13 protein-coding genes are annotated in these 19,227 nt (G+C 67.3%); 9 read left to right on the forward strand and 4 right to left on the reverse strand.

The features are described from left to right. Nucleotides 1-223 precede the first annotated feature (223 nt). The 5 genes from GGD89_RS10960 (at nucleotide 224) to cysN (ending at nucleotide 8,344) form a co-directional block, all read left to right on the forward strand. Nucleotides 224-2,194 carry a polysaccharide biosynthesis protein gene (locus GGD89_RS10960; protein WP_343058583.1) on the forward strand — a complete coding sequence of 657 codons (1,971 nt, stop codon included), beginning with the start codon at nucleotides 224-226 and terminating at the stop codon, nucleotides 2,192-2,194. Nucleotides 2,195-2,403: 209 nt separating this feature from the next. Continuing rightward, a complete protein-coding gene (locus GGD89_RS10965; protein WP_184045164.1) occupies nucleotides 2,404-3,660 on the forward strand; it encodes a NupC/NupG family nucleoside CNT transporter in 1,257 nt (418 codons plus the stop codon). Nucleotides 3,661-3,668: 8 nt separating this feature from the next. Then, nucleotides 3,669-5,135, forward strand: coding sequence for a sensor histidine kinase (locus tag GGD89_RS10970; protein WP_221238421.1), 1,467 nt, complete (start codon nucleotides 3,669-3,671; stop codon nucleotides 5,133-5,135). A 372-nt stretch (nucleotides 5,136-5,507) separates the two neighbouring features. Next, nucleotides 5,508-6,419 carry a sulfate adenylyltransferase subunit CysD gene (cysD, locus tag GGD89_RS10975; RefSeq protein ID WP_184045168.1) on the forward strand — a complete coding sequence of 304 codons (912 nt, stop codon included), beginning with the start codon at nucleotides 5,508-5,510 and terminating at the stop codon, nucleotides 6,417-6,419. Beyond that, nucleotides 6,419-8,344 carry a sulfate adenylyltransferase subunit CysN gene (gene cysN / locus GGD89_RS10980; RefSeq protein ID WP_184045170.1) on the forward strand — a complete coding sequence of 642 codons (1,926 nt, stop codon included), beginning with the start codon at nucleotides 6,419-6,421 and terminating at the stop codon, nucleotides 8,342-8,344. Before cysD ends, cysN begins: the two co-directional genes overlap by 1 nt. Nucleotides 8,345-8,536: 192 nt before the next feature. On the opposite strand, the gene GGD89_RS10985 is transcribed toward cysN, so the two are convergent. The 4 genes from GGD89_RS10985 to GGD89_RS11000 all read right to left on the reverse strand — a co-directional run bounded on the left by GGD89_RS10985 (nucleotide 8,537) and on the right by GGD89_RS11000 (nucleotide 11,771). After that, on the reverse strand, nucleotides 8,537-9,163 hold the full coding sequence (locus GGD89_RS10985; protein ID WP_221238422.1) for a glutathione S-transferase family protein: 627 nt from the start codon (nucleotides 9,161-9,163) through the stop codon (nucleotides 8,537-8,539). 4 nt (nucleotides 9,164-9,167) lie between these two features. Further along, nucleotides 9,168-10,370: a YbfB/YjiJ family MFS transporter gene (locus tag GGD89_RS10990; RefSeq protein WP_184045172.1), complete on the reverse strand. Its 1,203-nt coding sequence runs from the start codon at nucleotides 10,368-10,370 to the stop codon at nucleotides 9,168-9,170. After that, complete coding sequence (locus GGD89_RS10995) at nucleotides 10,337-10,879, reverse strand: FAD/NAD(P)-binding protein (RefSeq protein ID WP_184045174.1); 543 nt, start codon at nucleotides 10,877-10,879, stop codon at nucleotides 10,337-10,339. Before GGD89_RS10995 ends, GGD89_RS10990 begins: the two co-directional genes overlap by 34 nt. 61 nt (nucleotides 10,880-10,940) lie before the next feature. Next, nucleotides 10,941-11,771, reverse strand: a complete 831-nt coding sequence (locus tag GGD89_RS11000; RefSeq protein WP_184045176.1) for a hypothetical protein — start codon at nucleotides 11,769-11,771, stop codon at nucleotides 10,941-10,943. An 876-nt stretch (nucleotides 11,772-12,647) separates the two neighbouring features. Between GGD89_RS11000 and GGD89_RS11005 the strand changes: the two genes are divergently transcribed. The 4 genes from GGD89_RS11005 to GGD89_RS11020 all read left to right on the forward strand — a co-directional run. Continuing rightward, nucleotides 12,648-14,303: a peptidase domain-containing ABC transporter gene (locus tag GGD89_RS11005; RefSeq protein ID WP_281396708.1), complete on the forward strand. Its 1,656-nt coding sequence runs from the start codon at nucleotides 12,648-12,650 to the stop codon at nucleotides 14,301-14,303. Next, the gene (locus GGD89_RS11010) at nucleotides 14,300-16,477 is read left to right on the forward strand and encodes a peptidase domain-containing ABC transporter (protein ID WP_184045180.1); all 2,178 of its coding nucleotides are present in this window, start codon (nucleotides 14,300-14,302) and stop codon (nucleotides 16,475-16,477) included. Before GGD89_RS11005 ends, GGD89_RS11010 begins: the two co-directional genes overlap by 4 nt. Next, nucleotides 16,477-17,802, forward strand: coding sequence for an HlyD family type I secretion periplasmic adaptor subunit (locus GGD89_RS11015; protein WP_184045183.1), 1,326 nt, complete (start codon nucleotides 16,477-16,479; stop codon nucleotides 17,800-17,802). Before GGD89_RS11010 ends, GGD89_RS11015 begins: the two co-directional genes overlap by 1 nt. Nucleotides 17,803-17,818: 16 nt before the next feature. After that, nucleotides 17,819-19,227: hypothetical protein (locus tag GGD89_RS11020; protein WP_184045185.1), on the forward strand; the 1,409-nt coding region annotated here is incomplete at its 3' end.

Here is a 19,227-nt window from a genome sequence, read left to right on the forward strand (position 1 = left end):
CGCCTTCACAATCTGATGGCACAGCGAATCATGAAAATCGCAAACTGGGGATCCCCTCACCATGAACTTTCTGTAATCCGAGTTCGGAGCCCTGGCCCGCCGGGCGCGGGACTTGCCCCGCCCCCCGGGATGGCCTATTCGGGAGGATGACCGTTTCGACACGCCGCCGCGCCGGTGCGCGGGCCAGCCGGCGCGGCGGACCCTGACCGGACGGACGTCTCCCGTGTTGCCCTCGTTTCTCATGTCCTCGCCGCGCGCGCGCATCGCCTACATCCACGATGTGGTGATGGCGGGCGTGTCGTTCTTTCTGTCGATCTATCTGCGGCTGGGGGAGTCCTGGCCGCAGCACGTGGCCACCGAAACCCTGACCATCGGCGGCGTCCTGTTCACCGGTATCGCCGCCGGCGTGTTCCTCTATCAGCCCATGTATCGCGGCATCTGGCGCTATGCCTCCATGCGCGACCTGGTGGCCATCACCCGGGCGGTGACGCTGGTCATGCTGGTGTTCGTGCCGGTGATGTTCATGGCCGCGCGCCTGGGCGACCTGCCGCGCAGCACGCCCATCATCAACTGGTTCGTGCTCATGGCCCTGCTGGGTGGGCCGCGCTTCGTCTACCGGATGCTGAAGGACCGGCGACTGGACTTTCGCTACGACGCCTGTCGCGATCCCGGGGTCATTCCGGTGCTTCTGGTCGGCGCCGGCGACGAGACGGAGGCGTTCATCCGCTCGCTGGCCCGCGACCGTGGCGCCAACTACCGGGTGGTTGGCATTGTGACCCGCAAGAAGCACCGTGTCGGCCGGCGCATCCACGACGTGGATGTACTGGGCACCCTGGACCGCATCGACGATGTGGTGGGCACGCTGGCCGGCCGCAATCAGAGACCCATGAAGGTGGTGCTGACCCAGGAGGTGCGTGACGGCGCCGAGGTGCAAGCCCTGCTGGAGGAGGCCGACCGCCTCGGCATGACGCTCGCGCGCCTGCCGCGATCCACGGATCTGCGGGCCGGCGCCGAGGATCGCGTGGAGGTCCGGCCGATCTCGGTGGAGGACCTGCTGGGCCGCCCGCAGGCGGTGCTGGACCGGGACGGCATCGCCGCCCTGATCCGCGGGCGCCGGGTGCTGGTGACGGGCGCGGGCGGGTCCATCGGCTCGGAACTGGCGCGTCAGGTCGCCGACCTCGCGCCGGCGTCGCTCACCCTGTTCGACCATGGCGAGTTCGCCCTGTTTACCATCGACCGTGACGTGGCCGCGCGGCATCCGGACCTGCCGCGCGCGGCGCGTCTCGGGTCGGTCCGGGACCGGACCCGCCTGGACGCGGTGCTGACCGAGGTCCGTCCGGAGGTGGTGTTTCACGCCGCCGCCCTGAAGCACGTGCCCATGGTGGAACTGAACCCGGTCGAGGGGCTGTGGACCAACGCCGTCGGCACCCGCCATCTGGCCGACGCCTGCCGCGCGCACGGCGTCGCGACGCTGGTGATGATCTCCACCGACAAGGCCGTCAATCCCAGCAGCATCATGGGGGCCAGCAAGCGCGCGGCCGAGAGCTACTGCCAGGCGCTGGACGTGCTTGACCAGGACTGTCCGGCCCGCACGCGCTTCATCACGGTGCGCTTCGGGAATGTGCTGGGCTCCAATGGCTCGGTGGTGCCGCTGTTCCAGGCGCAGTTGGCGGAGGGCGGGCCGCTGACGGTCACGCATCCGGAGATGACGCGCTACTTCATGACCATCCGCGAGGCGGTTGAACTGGTGTTGCAGGCCGCCGCGCTGGGCACCAGCGAGGACGTCTGGCGCGGGCGCATCTTCGTTCTGGACATGGGCCGGCCGGTGCGCATCGTCGATCTGGCGCGGCAGATGATCCGTCTGGCCGGGCTGCGGCCCGACACCGACGTGACGATCGAGTTCACGGGCATGCGCCCCGGCGAAAAGCTGTACGAGGAGGTCTTCCACGGCGCCGAAAAACCGGTGCCCACCGGGCGCGAGGGGGTGCTGATCGCCGATCCCCGGCGCCAGGACCACGCCCGCGTGGCGGCGCGAATGGAGGCCCTGGAGGCCGCCTGCCGCGCCGAGGATGCGGCGCGCGCGCTGTCGATCCTGGCGGACCTGGTGCCCGAGCACGCCAGCGTCGCCGCCGCGCCCATCGCCGGGTCTCCGCCCCAGGACCCCTCCCGGCGCCTGGCGGCCTTGGCGCCGTGATCGACACCGCCGACCCTTGCGGCGGACCTGTCCCGAGCCGTTGCTCGCCCGAGGCTCAAGCCCTGTTCGCGTGACGGCGTTTCTTGCGGCGGGGCATGCGCCCCGTATACTGCGCGTCCGGGACCAAGGGTCCGTCCTGGGAGTCCGTCCTGGGAGTCCGTCCTGGGGGGGGCCGGGCGCGGGTGCGCAGGGAGGGGTGGGGCCGGATCATGGACAGGATTCAAGGGCTGATCGGGATCGTGGCGATCCTGGCGGTGTGCTGGGCGATGAGCGAACGGCGCGCGTCGATCGCCTGGCGGCCGGTGCTGATCGGCGTCGGGCTGCACGCGCTGCTGGCGCTGGTGCTGCTCAAGACGCCGGGCGTGACCGCCGTGTTCGCCGGGCTGAACGCCGGGGTGCTGGCCCTGCAGGAGGCGACCCGCGCCGGCACCACCTTTCTGTTCGGCTATCTGGGGGGCGGCGACCTGCCGTTCGAGGACCCCGGTCCGGGGGCCGCCTTCGTGCTGGCGTTTCAGGCGCTGCCGCTGATTCTGGTGGTCAGCGCGGTGACCTCGGTGCTGTTCTACTGGCGCGTCCTGCCGGTGGTCGTCCATGGGGTGGCCTGGGGTCTCCGCCGGACCATGGGCGTGGGCGGCGCGGTCGGCCTGTCCTCGGCGGCCAACATTTTCGTTGGCATGATCGAGGCGCCGTTGTTCATCCGTCCCTACGTGGCGGCCATGAGCCGGTCCGAGCTGTTCCTCATGATGACCTGCGGCATGGCCACCATCGCCGGCACGGTGATGGTGCTTTACGCGAGTTTCCTGTCGGGGGTTCTGGACAATGCCTTGGGCCATATCTTGGTGGCCTCGGTGATCAGCGCCCCGGCGTCGCTGGCCCTGGCCCTGATGCTGGTGCCCGAGGACCCCGATGTCGCCCCCACCGAGGCACGCTTCAAGCTGCCGCCGCCCGAGGCCCACAACACCATGGAGGCGGTGTTGCTGGGCACTCGCGAGGGGATCGCCCTGGTGGTCAACGTGGCCGCCATGCTGCTGGTGATGGTGGCGCTGGTGAGTCTGCTCAACCAGGGTCTCGGCCTGCTGCCCCCGGTGGCCGACGCGCCGCTGACCCTGGAGCGCATGCTGGGCTGGGCGATGGCGCCGGTGGTCTGGCTGATCGGCATCCCCTGGACGGAGGCGATGACCGCCGGCACCCTGATGGGCACCAAGACGGTTCTCAATGAGCTGCTGGCCTACGCGCAGATGGCGTCGTTGCCCGAGGACGCGCTGTCGGACCGGAGCGACCTGATCATGGCCTATGCGCTGTGTGGGTTCGCCAACTTCGGCAGCCTGGGAATCATGCTGGGCGGGCTGACCGCCATGGCGCCGGAGCGCCGCCGGGACATCGTGGCCCTGGGGGGCCGCACCATCCTGTCCGGGACCCTCGCGACCCTGATGACGGGCGCCTCGGTGGGGCTGCTGACGTGGTGAAAGCGCCGATGGAGCCGGACCCGGCGGCGGTCCGGCGCGCGCTCAACGATCTGCTGGTGCGCGGGTCGCCGCCGCTGGTGCTGGCGATCAATCCGCTGGTGGCGGCGTTGCTGGCGCCGCCGCTGTGGCGAACGGCGGCGCTGGGACCGGTGCTGATCGTCGCCACGCTGCTGGGCCTGGTCAATCTGGTGGTCCATGGGGTGTACCGGCGATACCGGCGGGAACCCGGGCCGGATGCGCGCGCCTTCCGCTGGCGGGACCGGTTCTTCGTCGTGTCGCTCGCCAACAGCGCGGTCTGGGGCCTGGGGGGCCTCTGGGTGTTCGCCCTGGCGCCGGAGCCCGAGCGGTACCTCGTGGCGGCCGTGATCCTGGGCGTGGGCGCCGGCACGCTGGTGCGCGAGGCCGCGTCCTTCCGGCAGGTGGCGGGGTTCGTGCTGCTGGCGATTCCCCCCATCGCCCTCCATGGGCTGGTCGAGGGCACGGCGATCGGGGTGACCTATGGGGTGGGCATGCTGGTCTACGTTGGCGCCATGCTGTCCTTCGCCAAGGTCAACATCGACGCCCATGTGCGGGCCGCGCGCCTGCACTTCGCGCATCAGAGCAACCGTGATGCCCTGCGCCGGACGGAGGCCACGCTGGAGGTGGCCCAGGCGCACCTGTCGCAGGCCGACAGGATGGCGTCGCTGGGACGGCTGATGGCCGGCATGGCGCACGAGATCAACACGCCGGTGGGCAACGCCATGACCGCCGTGTCGCTGCTGGAGTGTCAGGCGCGCGAGGCCCTGGCGGACCTGGAGGCCGGGGGCCTGACGCGCGGGCGCCTCGATCAGGTCCTGCACCACTGCGCGGAGGCCGGCATGCTGGCCGAAAGCAATCTGCGCCGTGCCGTCGACCTGATCCAGGGCTTCAAGGATGTGGCGGCGGACCGTGCCTCGGCGCAACGGCGGACCATCAATCTGGCCGCGTACCTGGCGGAAATCATGATCAGTCTGCGGCCCCGCGTGCGCGCGGCACCGCACTCGGTGGGCCTCGGCAGCGACCCCGACCTGGTGCTGGACAGTTATCCCGGGGCGCTGTCGCAGGTGGTGACCAATCTTGTCGTCAATGCCCTGACCCATGCCTTTCCGCCGGAGGGGCCGGCGGGCACCGTCACCGTGACCGCCCGCGCCGACGGGCCGGATCATGTCCTGTTGACGGTGGCCGACGACGGCCGGGGCATCGACCCCTCGGTGCGAGACCGCCTGTTCGAACCGTTCGTGACCACCAACCGCGCCGGCGGCGGAACCGGGCTGGGCATGGGTCTCGCGCTGGCGCAGGTGACCCAGGTGTTGGGCGGCACCCTGAGCGTGGACAGTGCCCCGGGCGCCGGCACGCGGATCGAGGTCCGGTTGCCCCGGGTCGCGCCCCAGCCGGCCGAGGGAGAGGGCGCCGATGCCGCCGCGTCGCCGCTTTCGGTGTCGCCCCGACGGACATAGAACGGCGGACATAGAACGGCGGACATAGAACGGCGGACATAGAACGGCGGACATAGAACGGCGGACATAGGACGGCGGACATAAGGCGGGGCGCGAGGCGGGACGGTCCGGGGGCGCTCGCCCCGGGGCGCCCTACCGAGGGACGGGTGTCCGTGCCCTGGGGGTCACATCCGGGATCAAATCGATTCCATTGCCGTTGCATTCCGGCGCCGCCGTCTCCATACCTCACACCGGATCCGCGACCGCGCTCCGCGGTTGGGTCCTCTCGTCGATCCCGCCCGTCGATCTGCCAAGTCGATCCTTCCGGTTCATCCCCCAATCCCAGTCCCAATCCCAGTCCCGCCTTCGGTCCTTGTCCCGCAAGGAGACCCCATGTCCAGCGTTTCGCGACTGTCGCACCTGCAACGGCTCGAAGCCGAGAGCATCCACATCATCCGCGAGGTGGTGGCGGAGTTCCGCAAGCCGGTGATGCTGTATTCCATCGGCAAGGACTCCTCGGTGATGCTGCACCTGGCCCGCAAGGCGTTCGCGCCGGGGCCGCTGCCGTTTCCGCTGATGCACATCGACACCGGCTGGAAGTTCCGCGAGATGATCGCGTTTCGCGACCAGACGGCGCGGGACCTGGGGCTGGACCTGATCGTGCACACCAACACCGAGGGCGCGGCCCGGGGCATCGGCCCGATTACCCATGGCTCCGCCGTGCACACGGACGTGATGAAGACCCAGGCGCTGAAACAGGCGCTGTCCCGGCATGGCTTCGACGCGGCCTTCGGGGGGGCGCGGCGCGACGAGGAGGCCAGCCGCGCCAAGGAGCGCGTGTTCTCCTTTCGCACCGCCACGCACCAGTGGGATCCCCGCAACCAGCGCCCGGAGTTGTGGTCGCTCTACAACGCTCGCATCCAAACGGGCGAGAGTATCCGCGCCTTTCCGCTGTCCAACTGGACCGAACTGGACATCTGGCAATACATCCTGCTGGACGACATCCCGGTGGTGCCGCTGTACTTCGCCAAGCCGCGCCCGGTGATTCCGTGGAACGGCATGTGGGTCATGGTGGATGACGACCGCATCCCCATCCCGGAGGGCACCCGGCCCGAGGAGCGCATGGTGCGCTTCCGGACGCTTGGCTGCTATCCCCTCACCGGGGCCGTGGACAGCGTCGCCGCGACCCTGCCGGAGGTGGTGACCGAGATGCTCACCGCGCGCACCTCCGAGCGCAGCGGGCGGGCCATCGACCACGACCAGGCCGGTTCCATGGAACTGAAGAAGCGGGATGGGTACTTCTGATGCAGACCGATGTTGGACAGACGGACGCACGGGGGTTCGACGTCGCCGCCACCGAGGCGGTGCTGAAGGGCGACGCGGCGGAGCGGGATCTGTTGCGCTTCCTGACCTGCGGTAGCGTGGACGACGGCAAGAGCACCCTGATCGGCCGGGTTCTCTACGATTCCCGGCTGATCTTCGAGGACCAGCTCAAGACCCTGGAGCGCGACAGCAAGGCGCGTGGCAACGCCGGGGGCGCGCTGGACCTGTCGCTGCTGGTGGACGGCCTGCAGGCCGAGCGCGAGCAGGGCATCACCATCGACGTGGCCTATCGCTACTTCACCACCGACCGCCGCAAGTTCATCGTCGCGGACACGCCCGGCCATGAGCAGTACACCCGCAACATGGCCACGGGCGCGTCCAACAGCGACCTCGCGGTGCTGCTGGTCGACGCGCGCAAGGGCCTGCTGGTGCAAACGCGGCGGCATGCCACCATCTGCCGCCTGATGGGCATCCGCCATGTGGTGGTGGCGGTCAACAAGATGGACCTGGTGGGCTATGCCCGCGAAACCTTCGAGGCCATCCGCGACGCGTTCCAGGCCTTCGCCCAGCAGATTGGGCTGGGGGCGGTGACCTGCATCCCGGTCTCGGCCTTGATGGGCGACAACGTGGTCAATCGCGGCGAGGGTACGCCGTGGTACGACGGGCCGGCGCTGCTGCCGTACCTGGAAGAGGTGGATGTGGTGACGGAAACGGTCGCCGCGCCGTTCCGGTTTCCGGTGCAATGGGTCAACCGGCCGAACCAGGACTTCCGGGGCTACTGCGGCACCATTGCCGCCGGCACCGTGAAGCCCGGGGACCGGATCGTGGCGCATCCCTCGGGACGGACCTCGACGGTCGCCCGTATCGTGGATTTTTCCGGTGACCGTGACCAGGCACGGGCCGGCGAGGCGGTCACCGTGACCCTGGCCGACGAGGTGGATATCGCGCGCGGCGACGTGCTCAGCCATGAGACCGACCGGCCCGAGGTCGCCGACCAGTTCGCCGCCCATGTGATCTGGATGGACGACGAGCCGCTGTTGCCCGAGCGCTCCTACCTGCTGAAGACGGGCCACGCCACGGTGCCGGCCCAGGTGACCGAGATCAAGTATCGCCTGGACGTCAACACGCAAAGCCAGTTGGCGGCCAAGCGCCTGGACCTGAACGAGGTGGCCTTCTGCAATCTGTCGCTCAGCCGCGCGGTTCCGTTTGATGCCTACGCGGCCAATCAGACGACGGGCGGGTTCATCCTCATCGACCGCGCCACCAATCGGACCGTGGGCTGTGGCATGATCACGTTCGCGCTGCGCCGGGCCAGCAACATCCACTGGCAGAAGCTGGAGGTCGACAAGACCGCCCGCGCGCTTCAGAAACGCCAGACGCCGTGCGTGCTGTGGTTCACGGGTCTTTCGGGCGCCGGCAAGTCCACCGTCGCCAACCTGGTGGAAAAGCGCCTCCACGCCATGGGGCACCATGCCTACATCCTGGACGGCGACAACGTGCGTCACGGCCTGAACCGCGACCTGGGGTTCACCGCCGAGGACCGGGTGGAGAACATCCGCCGCGTGGCCGAGGTCTCCAGGCTGTTCGTCGATGCCGGCCTGATCGTGCTGGTCTCCTTCATCTCGCCCTTCCGGGCCGAACGGCGCCTGGCCCGGGAGCGGCTGGAAGACGGCGAGTTCCTGGAGGTGTTCGTCGACGCGCCCCTGGAGGTCTGCGAGCAGCGCGACCCCAAGGGCCTGTACCGCAAGGCCCGGGCCGGCGAGATCAAGAACTTCACGGGCATCGACTCGGTCTATGAACCACCGGAAGCGGCGGACCTGCGCCTGCACACCGATCAGGCGGCGCCGGATGTGCTGGCCGAGCAGGTGATTCAGGCCCTGCGGGCGCGCGGCATGTTGCGCGACTGACGCGGTTCGGAGGTGCCAGTCCTGGACCCGGCGAGTGTGGTGGATTTGAAGTTCCTATGACCTGGTCACCGCGCGCTGCCACGCCTGACCGCCCGCACTTTTGCCCCGGTTACCGCACCATGCTCTATGACTCTGATATTTAAGCAAATCGTCGTCGCGATCCGGTTCGGATCGCTCGGGATTTGCTTGTCTCTAACCCGGCGGTGGCCGGTCTACCGGGAACCGGGTCTGGCGAAAGCTGTCCCGGTCGGTGACGGCGGCATGCCACCGCGCCAGCGCGGGGTATGACCCCGGCCAGTCGATGTTTGGCAGTCGGAACGCGACGTAGTCCAGCGACACGGCACCGACGATGTCCGCCACCGTCACGCGGCCCGGTGATCCTTGCGCCGCCGGGTGCCGCGCAAGAGCCGGGAGCGTCCGATCCATGGCCCGCAGGCGGCGGCGTCCCAGGACGGTTTCATCGGCCTCGGGTCCGTGGTGCTTGCGGGCGATGACGGTGTTGAACGCGGCCTCCATCAGGCCGTATCCGAGGCCCGCGAGGCTCAAGACCGTGTCCAGCGTGGCGGCCGGAAACAGGTCGTCTCCGTGCCCCACCGCATCCAGGTAACGCACGATCAACAGGGATTCCGTCAGCGCCACCCCGTCGGGGGTGACCAGCGCGGGAACCCGGCCGACCGGATTGACGGACAGCAGGTCGTCGCCATCGGCCCAGGGGTCGCACCACCGCAGATCGACGGCGTCGGCCAGCCCTTGTTCCAGGGCGGCGACGCGGGCCACGCGGGCATAGGGTGAAGTCGCGTTCAGGTACAGGTGCATCATGATGTCACGGTCTCCGGATCGACAGCGGGCGTTTCACCGCGTGCCTGTCCATGCGCGGGCTCAGCAGGATGAGGACCAGGCCGACGGCGAGGGCGAGGCTGCCCAGGGCGAAGAGCGGCGCGTAGGTGTCGAGCCGGTCATACAGGCCCGACATCCCGTAGCCCGAGAGCGCCTGCGCCAGGGCGAAGGCGGCGGTGGCCCGGCCCCAGAGCCGCTTGTGATCCTTGGGGCCGACCAGTTCCGCCAGCCGGCCCGAGGTGAGGGCGACGATGCCCGGGATCATGGCGCCCACCATCAGCGATGACAGTGTTCGGGGAAGAAACGCGATCGAGATCAGGGGAATCGCCACCGCCGTCGCCTTGAGGAGGTAGGCCAGGGCCAGGCTGGACTGCCACCCCATGTGACGGGCGGATACGCCGGCCACCAGCGGTCCGAGGATCGCGCCCACCCCGAACGCGGCCCATTGCAGGGACGCCGCCGGGGTGCCCAGGTCCGCCTCGCGGGCCAGATAGTCGACCCAGAAGACGGTATGGGGGACGAACCCCACGGCATCGAGGGCATAGGCCGCGATCACCAGCACGACGACCGCGGACCCCGCGTGGCGAGCGGTGCCGTCCAACGTGCTGGCGGCCGGGTCCTGTCGCGCCGGAAGATGGGCCAACCCGCGATCGCAGGCCACCCCCGCCACAAGGCAGAGCCCCCCCAGCGCCAGCCAGGCCGCCGTCGGTCCGATCTCCAGCAGCACGGGGACAATGGTCGCGGACAGCAAGGCCCCCAGGCCGATCCCGGTGAACACCAGGGCGCCCACCGTCTTTCTGCGGTCGGGCGCGGTCGCCATCAGCGCCAGTGATGGACCGACGACCATCAGGATCGCCCCCGCCACGCCGGACACCAGGCGCCACACGAAAAACCAGGCGAAGCTGCCTGGGACCGCGCACAGGAGGAAGCTCAGGACGATGCCGGCGAAGGACAGGGCAATGATCCGCCGCGCCGGGAACCGCTCGGACAGCGTGTGCCCCGACAGGGCCCCGATCAGATACCCCAGCAGGTTGGCCGCCCCCAGGTAGGCGGCCTGGCTGGCCCCGAACCACCCGTCCTGAATGATCGCGGGCAGGAGCGCGGTGTAGGCGAACCGGGCCACGCCGATGCCGGCCAGCGTGGCCATCAGTCCGGTTAGCAGCGCGGGGACATCTGCTCTGTGAGGCATGCACCGGTCTCCGTCATCATGGGAAGAAATGCGTCATCGGAAATCCGGTGAGGGCGGCTGTCCTTTGTTTCGCGCGCTTCGCGAAACAAGGCGTCGACGCTCCGCCACGCGTCGACCAGGGCGGTTGAGTTGACGTGCGGGCGCGGGACGATATACGTGTAGAACGTCGCGCCCTCGCACACGGTGCCGAGCGCCCATGCATTGGGCAGCACACGCCCGGCGGCGGTCACGATACGCAAGGACGGATCGACCTCGATCCCCCCGATGTCGGCGCCATCATTGCGGTAGGGCCGAATCAACCCCCGTTCGATGAGCCGCCGGGTGAGACGGGATCGATCCTCGTCCGGAGATGCCTTGGGAACCCGGGCCCGCAACAGCACGTCCGCCCGGAACGTTATCTCGGGAAACGCCCTGCTTTCCACCACGAAGCAGCCGGCTTTATGGTCGGTGGTCACCCGGGCACCGGGGCCGAGCCAGAGATTCAGGTAGCCGGCGCGGGCCAGAAACATCCAAGCTATCTTTTAACGTCATAACGAATACTTATGCTAATTAAATATCGCACTACAAATGTCATTTCTTACTATCAGCAATAAGAACTCGATCTCGTAGAGTCACCCAATTAGTCATTGCAATCATGGTGCACCCAATAATAAAGCAAAAAAAGAATATTATTATATAGGCATAAATGAATTGAGATGCGGACCATTCAGTAATGAGCGTAATTACTAAAGTATGAAATAAGAAAAAATTTCCTGTTATAATAGAAATTGTTATTTCACATGCAGCCCGCCTTTCTTTATTCAGTAGAAACATAATAGGAAAGTAAAAATACAAAACACTCACATCAGACTCCGTAGGTGTTCCTCTAACAATCTTCATAGACATATAGCGGCCTTTGCAAGTTATATCCATGATATACCGTGATATTGTTAAACCCGTAAAAATATAGGGCAGAACCATCAACGCGTATTGAACACCATAGCCTCCATTTTCGGTCTCCATAAAAACCTGCCCCAGAGACGCCACGATAAACAACCCAACCAATACCGCTCCAAACCAGAGGGCCTGTCGCCTGCTTGGCAAGATCGGTTTCGTTGGATTGCTCATTTCGCGGTCATCGAGAACAGCGAGCAACTCGGCATTCCGGACGCGAAGGTCGTGGGCGCGCGACACCCACCGCAGTTCCACGAGAAACGTGGGCAAAAGAAGCATGGCAACGAGGTATGAATCGGCTGGCGCCATCAGGGCGGCAACCGCGACCCAAAGAGTGACCATCCACCGGCGCAAAAAGTACGTAAGCCGATCGAGCACCGGAAAACGGTACGGAAGGGGTGTGTCATCTTCGGGATCAGAGCTCTCTGATGCCGTCATCACGCGCCTTTTGGCAGGTCTGTGGATCATCGTCGGATTCGATCCGTTGACCACACAAGTATCCAGGGTCGCGACATCGCTCGACCCGAGAGTCGGGGCGTCTGCTCAGGCTACGGGGGTCGTGCCGCCGACGCCACAGCGTGCGCTCACGCTATGCTAACGTCTTTCTGGCCACAGCACCGCGCGGACATGAGGAGCCAGGAGATGGGCAACCGGCACCGCATTCCTATTGGTCGTGACGCCCTGCGACCAAAGAAAGAAAATTATAATGTGGTGCAATTTTCAACTTATGTGTTTTCGGGATAAGCGTCTCTCAGTCTAGTGCGTGCCGGTCGGGCATCGTCGGGCTGGCGCGACGGGTGAAGGCGTCCCACTTGTGGCGTTTGATAGCTCTCTGTCCAAATGGCACTATAATATAATGATGGAGTACAACAATTATTTTTACGAGAACATTGTTCTGAAAGAGCAAAAAGTTCTTTGGTAGACTACTGTTTGTCTTATCGGCGCAAAACAGTGATCCCGGTTCATTTGAGTCGGAGTGAGCCGGCTGCCAGGCCGGGTTGCCGGCGTTCGAGGGCCGCCATGTCGCGCCGTGGGTGACGCGACGCACGCGATGCGCTGGCATGGCGCCGATCGTGTCCCCGGCGGGGGGCGTGTCTGATCGCGCGTGGCCGCGATGCGGACCCGTCAGGCTCAGGTTGGGCTCAAGGCCGAACGCCGGTCCGCTCCGTCCTCCGGAACCCTGCAAGGATGTTTTTCGGTTCATGGACACGAAATTGGCACATAGCGTGCTTTGTGGATCGTCTGCGAAACGAGGCAGGTCGATCGCTGAGTGCAAGACAGAGATTGAATATAAAATAAAAATAGAGAGCACTCATAATACAATTTAATTTCTGGCGGCGCCTGATGAATAATCTTACTGTAGAGAGAGGGACTATATTTCCGCTCACTGGCGTCGCCATTGGCTCCATATCCATCAACATGATGTCACTGGCGCTCCCCATTTTCCTGCTCCAGGTCTACGATCGCGTTATTCCCAATCAGTCCGAGAACACGGCCTTGCTGCTGGCGACCGGCGTTCTTGTCGCCGTCATTCTCGAATTGGTTCTCAGAGTGGCAAGGATTCTCATATTGGGGCCCATTGCGTCTCAATATGAAACGCGCACCAGCGTCAAGGCTGCCCGGCACCTGCTGACATCCGACCTCGCGGCGTTCGAGAGGGTGTCGCCCGGCCGACACCTGGAGCGGCTGGCGGCCATCTCTCGTCTGCGGGATCACGGGTCGGGGCAGGCCCTTCTGTCGGTCTACGACATTCCGTTCATCTTCGGGTTCCTGGCGCTGATCTGGACGCTGGGGGGCAGTCTGGTCATTGTGCCGCTCGCCGGCCTGCTGTTGCTGAGCCTCGCCGCGATTCCGGCAAGCCGCGCCTCGCGACTGGCCCTGGACGACGCCGCCCAGACCGATGACGATCGCTACGACTTCCTGATCGCCACCCTGTCCGGTCTTCAGGCGATCAAGATGGTGGGCGCGGAGCGAGCCCTGCAGCGCCGGTACGAGGCCCTGCAGGAACGCCGGCTCACGGCGCAGGGCACCGCCTACGCGTCGAGCCAGAAGCTGTCCGAGATCGGCCAGTTCGTGGTGCAACTGTCGACCATCGGGACCATCGGCTTCGGAAGCACCCTGGTGCTGGACGGCCGCATCTCCATCGGCGCGCTGTCGGCCTGTACCCTGATCGTCGGCCGCTTCCTGGCCCTGAGCCACAGCCTGATCCTCTCTCTGTCCCGCCAGCAGGCCAGCGGGGTCGCCAAGGATCAGGTCCGGTCCCTGTTCGCCGTTCCGGTGACCCGCGTGGCCATGGGCTCGCTGGATGCGTCCAGCGCCGAGCCGCATCTGAGCATGCGTGACGTGGCGTTCTCGTTCGGCACACAGGGCGAACGGCGCGTGCTGGAGAACGCGACGCTGGACCTGACGGTCGGGCGCCCGGTCGGCCTGATCGGGGACAACGGCAGCGGCAAGAGCACGCTGTTGACCCTTCTCGCGGGCCTCTACCAGCCGGAGGCGGGCGAGATCCGCCTGGGGGGGCGGCTGCTGACCGACTACTCGGAAGACAGCCTCCGGCGCACCATCACCCTGGTCTCGCAACAGGAGACGCTGTTCTCCGGGACCATCCTCGACAACATCACCATGTTCCGTCCCTGGCTGACCGAGGCCGCCCTGTCGACGGCGGATCGCACCGGCTTGTCCGATGTCGTCATGGGCCTGCCCAAGGGGCTGGCCACCCTGGTCGGCGAGGGCGCGACCGATACCCTGCCCCGCGGGGTGATGCAACGGATCTCCCTGTCCCGCGCGCTCACCCAGTCGCCGCGCGTCCTGTTGTTCGATGACGCCAATTCGGCGATCGACGACCGGGGAGACCAGAGGATCGCGGCGCTGTTCCAGGACCTGCGCCAGTCTTGCGCCATTCTGATCGTCAGTCATCGTCCCAGCATCTTGAACCTCGCGGATCAGGTTGTCCGGCTCGCCCACGGACGCACCATCGCCGTCGACGAGGCGGCGGCATGACGGCCCAGTCGCGCCATCCTCTCCGGGCGTCGTCGCTGGCCTGGCCCGCCGCCAGCCTTGACGCGCTGACCGGCCCGGCCCTGACGGTGCCGGACGGCCTTCACGGCCTGCTTCGGGAGGCCGGGTGGACCGGCGACGTGACAGACGTGCGCGACGCCTTCGCCATCAAGGGTTCCGGGACCCCGGTCATCGACGTGCTCAACGCGGCGTCCCGGCTGGGCTTCGTGGGGGATGTCACGCGGCGTAGGGCGTTCACGCCAGGCACGCTGGCCCAGGCGGCGCGGTCCCGCGCAGGCGTGGCGGTCCCGCTTCTTTATCTGCCGGATCACGGTTCGCCTCTGGTCCTGTATCCCGGCGCCGACGGCTGGGTCGTGCGGGACCGTGCCCACCCGGGCGCGCGATCCCGGATCGAGGCCGGTTCCCTCGCGCCGGGCGCGGTGATCCGGTTCGAGGAGCCCGATCCCCTGGCCGTGCGCGAGCATCCCTCATGGTTGAGAAGTCAGGTCAAGCGGCAAATGCCGCTGGTTGCCTGGGCCCTGCTTCTGACCCTGTTCGCGACCCTGGCGGCGGTGGCGAACCCGCTGTTCGTGATGGCGGTCTACGACAAGGTCATCGGCGCGGAAGCGACCGATGTTCTTGTCTCCCTGAGCGTGGGCGCGGTCCTGGCCGCCGTGTTCGAGATGCTGTTGCGGCGCTTGCGGGGCCGCGTCATGAACCGGGCCAGCCTGCGGCTGGGCTACATCGTCGGCAACGCGGTGTTCGGGCGGTTGCTGACGCTGCCCAGCCAGTTCACCGAGCGGGCCAGCATCGCCAGCCAGATCGCCCGCGTGAAGGACATCGACCGCATCCGCGACCTGCTGAGCGGACCGCTGGAACAGGCCATCCTGGATACTCCGTTCACGCTGCTGTTCATCGTCGCGGTGGCCGCGGTCGGGGGATGGCTGGCCGTCATTCCGGTGATCGCCATGCTGTTGTTCGGTGTCTTGGCCGTGGCGGGCAATCGGGTGATGCGGCGGCGCACCACGGTGGCGGCGCGATCCAATGCGCGGCGCCAACTGATCGCCCTGGAGATGATGGACCGGATGCGCGCCATTCGGGCCACCGGCAGCACCGGCATCTGGCTCCGGCGGTTCCGCGACAGCGTGGTCGGCGCCGCCAGGGCCAACGAACAGAGCGCCGCCGCGTCCCAGGGGCTGGCGGCGGTCGGCCAGTCCCTCGGGACGCTGGCCGCCCTGGCCACGTTGTTCGCCGGCATTCACATGGTGTTGGGCGGGTCGTTGACCACGGGTGGCCTGATCGCCTGCATGATGCTGGTCTGGCGGTTGCTGGGGCCGCTTCAGAGAGGCTTCATGGCGACCACGCGGCTCGGCCAGCTGGCGGCCTCGGCCCGGCAGATCGACAGCCTGATGGAGACCGCGCCGGAGCCCGCCCCGGGGGACCCCGGCGCCGAACGGCCCGTCATTCGCGGTGAGATCGTCTTCAATCGCGTGACCTTCCGCTACGGACGCGAGACGGACCCGATCCTCGCGGCGTTGTCCTTCAAGGCCGCGCGGGGCGACATCGTCGCCATTCTGGGCCGGAACGGAAGTGGCAAGTCGACCATCCTGAAGCTCGTCGCCGGGCTGTACACGGCCTCGGGCGGCAACATCCGCGTGGATGGCCGCGACATCCGGCAGTTCGACCCGACGTACCTTCGTCGCGCCATCGCCCATGTGCCCCAGGTGCCGGCGCTGTTTCACGGCACCATCCGGGACAATTTCCTGATGGTCGAGCCGCGGGCCACCACCGATGACATGATGCGGGCCCTCGAAAACGCCGATGCCCTGTCGATGATCGAGGCCCTGAAGGACGGCCTCGACACGGCCTGCGACGGCAAGTCCGTGGCCTTGCCCAAGGGAGTCCTGTCGCGTCTGGCGCTGGCGCGCGTCCATCTGCGCCGTGCCCCGATCGTCCTGCTCGACGAGCCGGCGACCGGTCTCGATTTCGTCGGCGAGTTCGCCTTCATCGGCGCGCTGGAACAACTGCGGGCGCGTGGATCCACCGTGCTGCTCGTCACGCACCGGCGGCAGTACCTGGGGATCGCCGACAAGGTTCTTTTGCTGGAGAACGGCACCTCCCGCTACTTCGGTCCGGCCGACAAGATTCGGGAGCGGATTCCGGAAGGGATGATCTGATGCGTCTGCGCGCGCGGCCACAGGACCTGGATGTGGATCAGTTCGCGACCGAGGATCTGGTCGGCGACATGAGGCTGCGTCCGTTGACGCAGGCGGTCACCTTGATGATCAGCGCCATCCTGGCCGCCTTCCTGATCTGGGCGTCGGTGACGCCCGTGGACGAACTGGCGCGAGGCTCCGGCGAGATCGTGCCCGAACGCGCGGTCCAGACCATCGACCACCTGGAAGGCGGGATCGTCCACGACATCCTGGTCAAGGAAGGGGAGGTCGTTCGCCAGGGGCAGCCGCTCATTCGGCTGAACAGCATTCCCACCCTGGCCAGTCGCGACCAGCTGAGCGCCCGGCGCCTTGCCCTGATCCTCCAGGCCGAGCGTCTGGCCGCCTTCGCCGCGAACCGCCCGGCCGATTTCCGAGGCATCACCGATGACGACGGTCTGATACGGGAGCATGAGGGACTGCTCCAGGCGCAGAACGAAGGTCGGGTCCAGCAGGAACAGGTTCTTGCGGATCAGATCACGGACCTGGAGTCCCAGTTGCGGCACTCCGAGAGACGGCGGGAGTTTCTTGTTCAAGCCCTGGAGCTGATCCAAAAGAAAGTCTCCATTCGCCAGGAGTTGGTGGAGCAAGGGCTCAACGCGCCGCTGTTGCTGATCGAGGTGCAACGCGAACAGACCATGGCCATGGCCGACCTGCGCGAACTGGACCGCACCATCGGGTCCCTGCGCGACAACATCGCCCAACTGCGGTCGCGGATCGCCGAATTGCACGGCCGCATTCGCGAGGAAACCCTGGACAAGCTGGGGGCGGTCAACGCCGAACTGGCGGAAATCCGCGAGCAGATGATCGCCCAGGACGACCGCGTGACGCGGCTTCTGATCCGCGCGCCCCTGGACGGGGTCATTCAGGAACTGGCGGTCAAGACCATCGGCGGCGTGATTCAACCGGGCGCCACGGCGGTCCGGATCGTGCCCCTGGAAGATGAACTGTTCGCCGAGGTCCAGATTTCGCCCAGGGATATCGGGTTTGTCCAGGTTGGGCAGCCCGTCAAGGTCAAGGTTCAGGCGTTCGAGTTCTCACGATATGGGAGAATTGGCGGGACCTTGTCCAATATTTCTCCAACGACGTTTCTCGGCGAGGACAAGACCCCTTACTACCTGGGTCGCATCAAGCTATCCACGAGTTATGTCGGCCGCAGCAGTGATCGCCACCTCGTGCTTCCCGGCATGACGGTACAGGCCGACATCGTCACCGGCAGCAAGACCGTACTGCAGTACCTCCTGAAGCCGATCTACGCGACCGTGGACGGAACCTTGGGCGAGCGTTGACGCAGGAAGACTAGCCATGGCGAGTGATGACACCAAGGCGCCCATGCCCCTTCCGCCCGCGTCGGAGGGGTCCCCCTCGCAGGCGACGCGGGTGGTCCAGGGTCGGCTGGACGCCGTCGAACGGCCGGTCGACGCGGCGTCCGGGGATCGCGCGGCCCAGGACCGCAGTCTCTCGCTGATTCATCAGGGGGAGCAGGTGGACGAGGGCGCCGTCGCCGGGCCGGACTCCGTGGCGCCCGAGGCCGTCGTGGCGCCGGAGATCACGGAGACCGAGACGGTGGCGCCGAGCGACGCGCCCCCCGGCAATCCGGAGGGAGCCGCGAGCCCCTCGGTCGATGCGTTCGCCGCGCCGCTCGTCGACGCGGGCTCCACCGTGGAGGAGGTCGTGTCGGCGGACGGGGAGACGGTGCTCCGCCGCGAGGTCGACGGCGACCAGGGGACCGCCGGCGCGCCCGGGGAGGGGGTGACGAGCGCGCGGGTCGGCGCGGTATCGGGCGCCCGATCTGCCGAGGGCGGGGCCGGTGGCGTGCCGGGTGGTGGTGGCGGACTTGCGTCGGACGGTGGCGGCGCGGACCCGGACCCGGACCCGGATCCGGACTCCGATGACGGCACCGATACGGATCCTGATGGCGGCACGGATCCCGACCCGGGTGGTGGCACCGATCCCGACCCGGGTGGTGGCACCGATCCCGACCCTGACGGCGGGACCGATCCCGACCCGGATGGCGGCACGGATCCGGACCCGGATGGCGGCACGGATCCCGACCCGGATGGCGGCACGGATCCCGACCCGGATGGCGGCACGGATCCCGACCCGGATGGCGGCACGGATCCCGACCCGGACGGCGGAACGGATCCCGACCCGGACGGCGGGACCGATCCCGACCCGGATGGTGGCACGGATCCCGACCCGGATGGCGGCACGGATCCCGACCCGGACGGCGGAACGGATCCCGACCCGGATGGCGGGACGGATCCCGACCCGGATGGCGGCACGGATCCCGACCCGGATGGCGGGACCGATCCCGACCCGGACGGCGGCTCGGATCCCGACCCGGATGGCGGGACCGATCCCGACCCGGACGGCGGAACGGATCCCGACCCGGATGGCGGCACGGATCCCGACCCGGACGGCGGGACCGATCCCGACCCGGATGGTGGCACGGATCCCGACCCGGACGGCGGAACGGATCCCGACCCGGATGGCGGCACGGATCCCGACCCGGGTGGCGGGACGGATCCCGATCCGGATGGTGGCACGGATCCTGCGGCGGCGCCGAGCGTTGCGGCGCCGCTCCTTTCGGTATCGGCCGGCGTGGGTGTGGAGGACCAGCCGGTGGCGCTGGCCATCGACGCCCAGCTCGCGGACCCGGCGGCGGGCGAGGCGCTGTCGGTGACGGTGTCGGGCGTGCCGGCGGGGGCGAG

Source organism: Roseospira visakhapatnamensis, assembly GCF_014197915.1.
Taxonomy (GTDB): domain Bacteria; phylum Pseudomonadota; class Alphaproteobacteria; order Rhodospirillales; family Rhodospirillaceae; genus Rhodospira; species Rhodospira visakhapatnamensis.